Raw genomic sequence first — 4748 nt, 5'->3', positions numbered from 1 at the left:
GCGGGGTGCGGGGTCTCGACGGGGGCGGCGGGCGCGGGCGCGGCGGATTCGGCCGCCGCGGGGGCGCTCGCCTCCGCCAGGGGCGCGCCGGCGAGCAGGACCAGCTGCGCGTGCATGAGGGCCAGCTGCCGCGTCACGATGTCCTGCAGCGAGGACCCGTCTCCCGCCCCGGCGGGAGGCAGGGCCGGAAGCCGGTTCACGGCCACGGGCGCCGGCGCGGTGGCGCCGTTCGCCGCCGGTGCCGTCGCCGGAGCCGCCTCGGCGGCGGCGGGCGCGGGAGCCGGCGCGGCAGCCGCGGGGGCCGGCGCGGGCTCGGGCGCGGGGGGCGGGAACGCGTCGTCCGGGACCTCGCGGGCCAGGTGCGCGGAGAGCTCGCCGATGCTCGCCAGCCCCTCCAGGAGGCGGCGGAACGGCACGCGGACGCCGAAGCGGCGCTCCACGGTGCGGCTCAGCTGCATCAGCAGGAGCGAATCCACCCCGAACTCCAGGAAGCTGGCGTCCGGGTCCAGCTGGCCCGGCTCCACCCCCACCAGCTGGGCGACGACGCCGGTCAGCACGGCGGCGACTCGGGACGCCTTGTCGGGAACGGGCACGGATGCGGTTGTCACGGGCAGGGCCATCGGCTGGGAGATCACGGGTGAGCTGGATGTGGATGCGGCGGGCGCCCCGGCTGCCGGAGCGGCAGGTGCTTCCGGCGCCGGAACGGCGGGGGTTTCGGCCGCCGGAGCGGCGGATGCTTCGGGCGCGGGCGCGGCGGCGCGGGGACGCGGCGGTACCACGGCCACCGTGCGCTCGAACGGGTACGTGGGAAGGGGGACGCGGCGCCCGGGCCGGGGCCCGCGCACGGCGCTCCAGTCCAGGACGGCGCCGGCGGCCCACAGCGCGCCCGCCGCGTTCCGCAGGGCCACGTCCGCGGGCTCGGGCTGGCCCGCCTTCGCCAGGCTGCGCACCACCACCCGCCCGGCGTCGGCATCGGGATGGCGGCGAGCGAAGGTGCCCAGCGTCTCGCCCGGGCCCACCTCCAGCAGCACCAGGGCGGGGTCCTGCAGCAGCCGGCCCACGCCATCCGCGAAGCGGACGGTCTGGCGAAGGTGGCGCACCCAGTAGCCCGGGTCCGCGGCTTCCGCCGGGGTGATCCAGTCCCCCGTGACGTTGGAGAGGAAGGGGAGCGCGGGCGTGGCGGGACGGGCGCGGCGCACCTCGGCCGCGAACTCGTCCAGGATGGGGTCCATGTCCGCGGAGTGAAACGCGTGCGACGTGTGCAGCCGCCGCGCGGCCACGCCCCGCTCCTCGAGCAGGGCCTCCACCCCGTCCACCTCCTCCGGGCTGCCGGACACCACGCAGTGCTGGCCGCTGTTCACCGCCGCCAGCGACAGGCGTCCGGCCAGCAGGGGCGCCACCTCCGCCTCCGGGAGGGGGACGGCCAGCATGGCGCCCGCGGGGAGCGCCTGCATCAGCCGCCCGCGCGCCGCCACCAGCCGGAGCGCCGCTTCGGGGGCGAAGACGCCGGCCAGCGCCGCCGCCACGTACTCCCCGATGCTGTGCCCCAGCATGGACGCCGGCCGCACCCCCCACGACATCCACAGCCTGGCCAGCGCGTACTCCACGGCGAAGAGCGCGGGCTGCGTGCAGCGGGTCTGCCGCAGGAGCGCGTCCGCCTCGTCCCTGCCCTCGTCGGAGGGGAAGAGCGCCGCGCGCAGGTCCGTCTCCAGCAGCGGCGTCAGGACGGCGGCGCAGCGGTCGATTTCCGCGCGGAAGACGGGCTCCCGCTCGTACAGCTCGCGCGCCATCCCCGCGTACTGCGTCCCCTGCCCCGGGAACAGGAAGGCGACGGGGGGCGCGGGGTCCGCCGCGCGCCGGCCCATGGGCTTGCGGGGGGCCGTCAGCGCCTCGCGCGCCTCCCCCCCGTCGCGCACGGCCGCGGCCCAGCGGTACAGGTGCGCGGCCCGCCCCTCCTGAAGGGTGAACGCCACGTCCGCCAGCGGGAGCGCGGGGTTCGCCTCCAGGTGCGCGGCCAGGTTGCCGCGCATCCGCTCCAGCGCCGCCTCGCTCCTGGCGCTCAGCACCAGCAGCTGCGGTGCGTCCGCGGGGACGGAGGGCGCGGCCGCGGGCGCCTCCTCCAGCACCACGTGGGCGTTGGTGCCGCCGATTCCCAGCGAGCTCACGCCCGCCCGGCGCGGGGCCCCGTTGCGCTTCCACTCCCGGAGCGACGCGTTCACGAAGAAGGGCGAGCCCTCCAGCCCCGCTTCCGGGTGCGGCGACCGGAAGTGCAGGGTGGGCGGCATCTCGCCGTGCTCCAGCGCGAGCACCGTCTTGATGAAGCCCGCCACCCCGGCCGCCGTGTCCAGGTGGCCGATGTTGGTCTTCACCGCGCCCAGGGCCACGGCGCCCTCCGGCACCCCCCGGAAGACCTCCTTGAGGGCCGACGCCTCCACGGGGTCGCCCAGGGGCGTGCCCGTGCCGTGCGCCTCGATGTAGGACACGTCCGACGGGTCCAGCCCGGCCAGCGCCAGCGCCTCGGCCACCACGGCGGCCTGGCCCTCCACGCTGGGGGCCGTGAAGCCCATCTTCCCCGCCCCGTCGTTGTTGATGGCGGAGCCCCTGACCACGGCGTGGATGGTGTCGCCGTCGCGCAGGGCGTCGGCCACCCGCTTGAGGACCACCACCCCCGCGCCGGAGCCGCCCACCGTCCCCGCCGCCTCCGCGTCGAAGGCGCGGCAGTGCCCGTCCGGGGAGACGATGCCGCCCTCCTGGTACAGGTAGCCGCCCGCCTGGTACGGGCTCAGGCTCGCGCCGCCCGCCAGCGCCAGGTCGCACTCGCGGTTCAACAGGCTCTGGCAGGCCAGGTGGATGGCCACCAGCGACGTGGAGCAGGCCGTCTGCACGGCAACGCTGGGCCCGCGCAGCCCCAGCTTGTACGACGTGCGCGTGGTGAGGAAGTCCTTGTCGTTGCCCTGGATGACGAGCCGGTGCGGCACCGACGCCGCGACCTCGGGGTCCGCCATGACCCTGGCCATGTAGGTGCTGAACCCGCACCCCGCGTACAGGCCGATGGCGCCGGGAAAGCGCGCCGAGTCGTACCCCGCGTCTTCCAGGGCGCTCCAGGCGCACTCCAGGAACACGCGGTGCTGCGGGTCGATGACCTGCGCCTCGCGGGGCGTGATCCCGAAGAATGCCGCGTCGAACGCGCACGGATCGGCCACGATGCCGTACGCGGGCACGAACGACGGGTCGCGGAGCATGGACTCGGGGTACCCTGCCGCCCGCAGCTCCTCGTCCGAGAAGAAGGAGATCGATTCCACCCCCCCGCGCAGGTTGGCCCAGAACGCCGCCGGGTCGCCGGCCCCGGGAAAGCGGCAGCTCATCCCCACGACCGCGATGTCGGCCTCGTGGCCCTCGGGCTCCATGTCGTCTGCTCCAGTTGCGGATGTACTGCCCTGGCTCATCATCTCAGCTCCCCCGCACGGGCCGGCGGGCGGCCCGGCGCTCCGCGGCTCGCGAGCGGCTCTGGGAGAGGAACTCGGCGCCCTGCGGCGTCTCGGCGGCCATGTGCGCCGCCAGCGACTCCACCGTGGTGTAGCGGAACAGGTCCACCAGCCGCAGGTCGGGGCGGATCTCCCGCAGCCGGCTGTACACGCGGTACAGCAGCAGCGAGGTGCCGCCCAGGTCGAAGAAGTTGTCGTGCACGCCCAGCTCCGGGAGAGAGAGCACGCTCGTCCACACCTCCGCCACCTGGCGCTCCATCTCGCTGCGCGGCGCCACGGCATCGGCGGCGGCCGCGTACACGGGCGGGGGCAGCATGCGCGGGTTCAGCTTTCCGGTGGGGGTCCGCGGCAGCGCGTCCAGCCGCACGAAGGCGCTGGGCACCATGTACTCCGGCACGCTGGCCAGCATGTGCCCGCGCAGGGCGGACGGGTCGGCGGCGTTCGCGTCGCCCACCACGTAGGCCACCAGCCGGCGGTCGCCCGGCACGTCCTCGCGCATCACGGCCAGGCACGCCGCCACGCCCTCGCGGCGGCGCAGCGCGGCCTCCACTTCGCCCAGCTCCACGCGGTAGCCGCGAATCTTCACCTGGTTGTCGCTGCGGCCCAGGATCATGAGGTTGCCGTCCGCCCGCCACCGGGCGCGGTCGCCCGTGCGGTACATCCGCGCGCCGGCTTCCCCGAACGGGTCCGGGACGAACTTCTCCGCCGAGAGCGCCGGACGGCCCAGGTAGCCGCGCGCCACGCCCGCGCCGCCGATGTACAGCTCGCCGGGGAGGCCGACGGGGACGGGCTCCATCCGCCCGTCCAGCACGTGGAAGGTGAGGTTCTGGATGGGGTGCCCCACGGGGACGGGCCCCTCGCGGTGGCGCCCCGTGGGCAGCAGGTACGCCGAGCAGCCGACGACGGTCTCCGTGGGGCCGTACTCGTTCATCAGCCGCACGTCCGGCGCGTTGTCCTGCCAGAACACCGTCGGCTCCGCGTTCAGGAAGTCCGCGCCCACGACGAGCGTCTTCGTGCTCCCGCGCATGTCCTCCGGCGTGAGCATGTCGTTCAGCAGCGCCAGGTGCGTGGGGGTGATCTTGATCAGCCCGTAGCCCGGCTGCCGCCGGATCGCGTCCGCCAGCGCCTCGACGGCGTTCTCCTCGGGGAGGAAGTGCACCGGGTGGCCGCAGAACAGCGGCAGCAGGTTGGTGATGGTGAGGTCCACCGCCATGGACGAGAAGACGGGCGCGCCGCTCCCCGCGTCCGCCCCGTAGTGGCGGA

The 4748-nt window shown here is 75.5% G+C and carries 2 protein-coding genes; both read right to left on the bottom strand.

Going from position 1 to position 4748, the window contains the following annotated elements; genetic code table 11:
- A partial coding sequence (locus tag VF746_22885) for a beta-ketoacyl synthase N-terminal-like domain-containing protein (protein HEX8695275.1) occupies window positions 1–3407 on the bottom strand: 3407 nt, incomplete at its 3' end.
- Window positions 3408–3450: 43 nt separating this feature from the next.
- The coding region (locus tag VF746_22880; protein HEX8695274.1) for a non-ribosomal peptide synthetase at window positions 3451–4748 on the bottom strand (1298 nt) is incomplete at its 5' end.

This window comes from Longimicrobium sp. (genome assembly GCA_036389795.1).
GTDB lineage: Bacteria > Gemmatimonadota > Gemmatimonadetes > Longimicrobiales > Longimicrobiaceae > Longimicrobium.
This window is presented reverse-complemented; position numbering and strand designations above follow the sequence as displayed.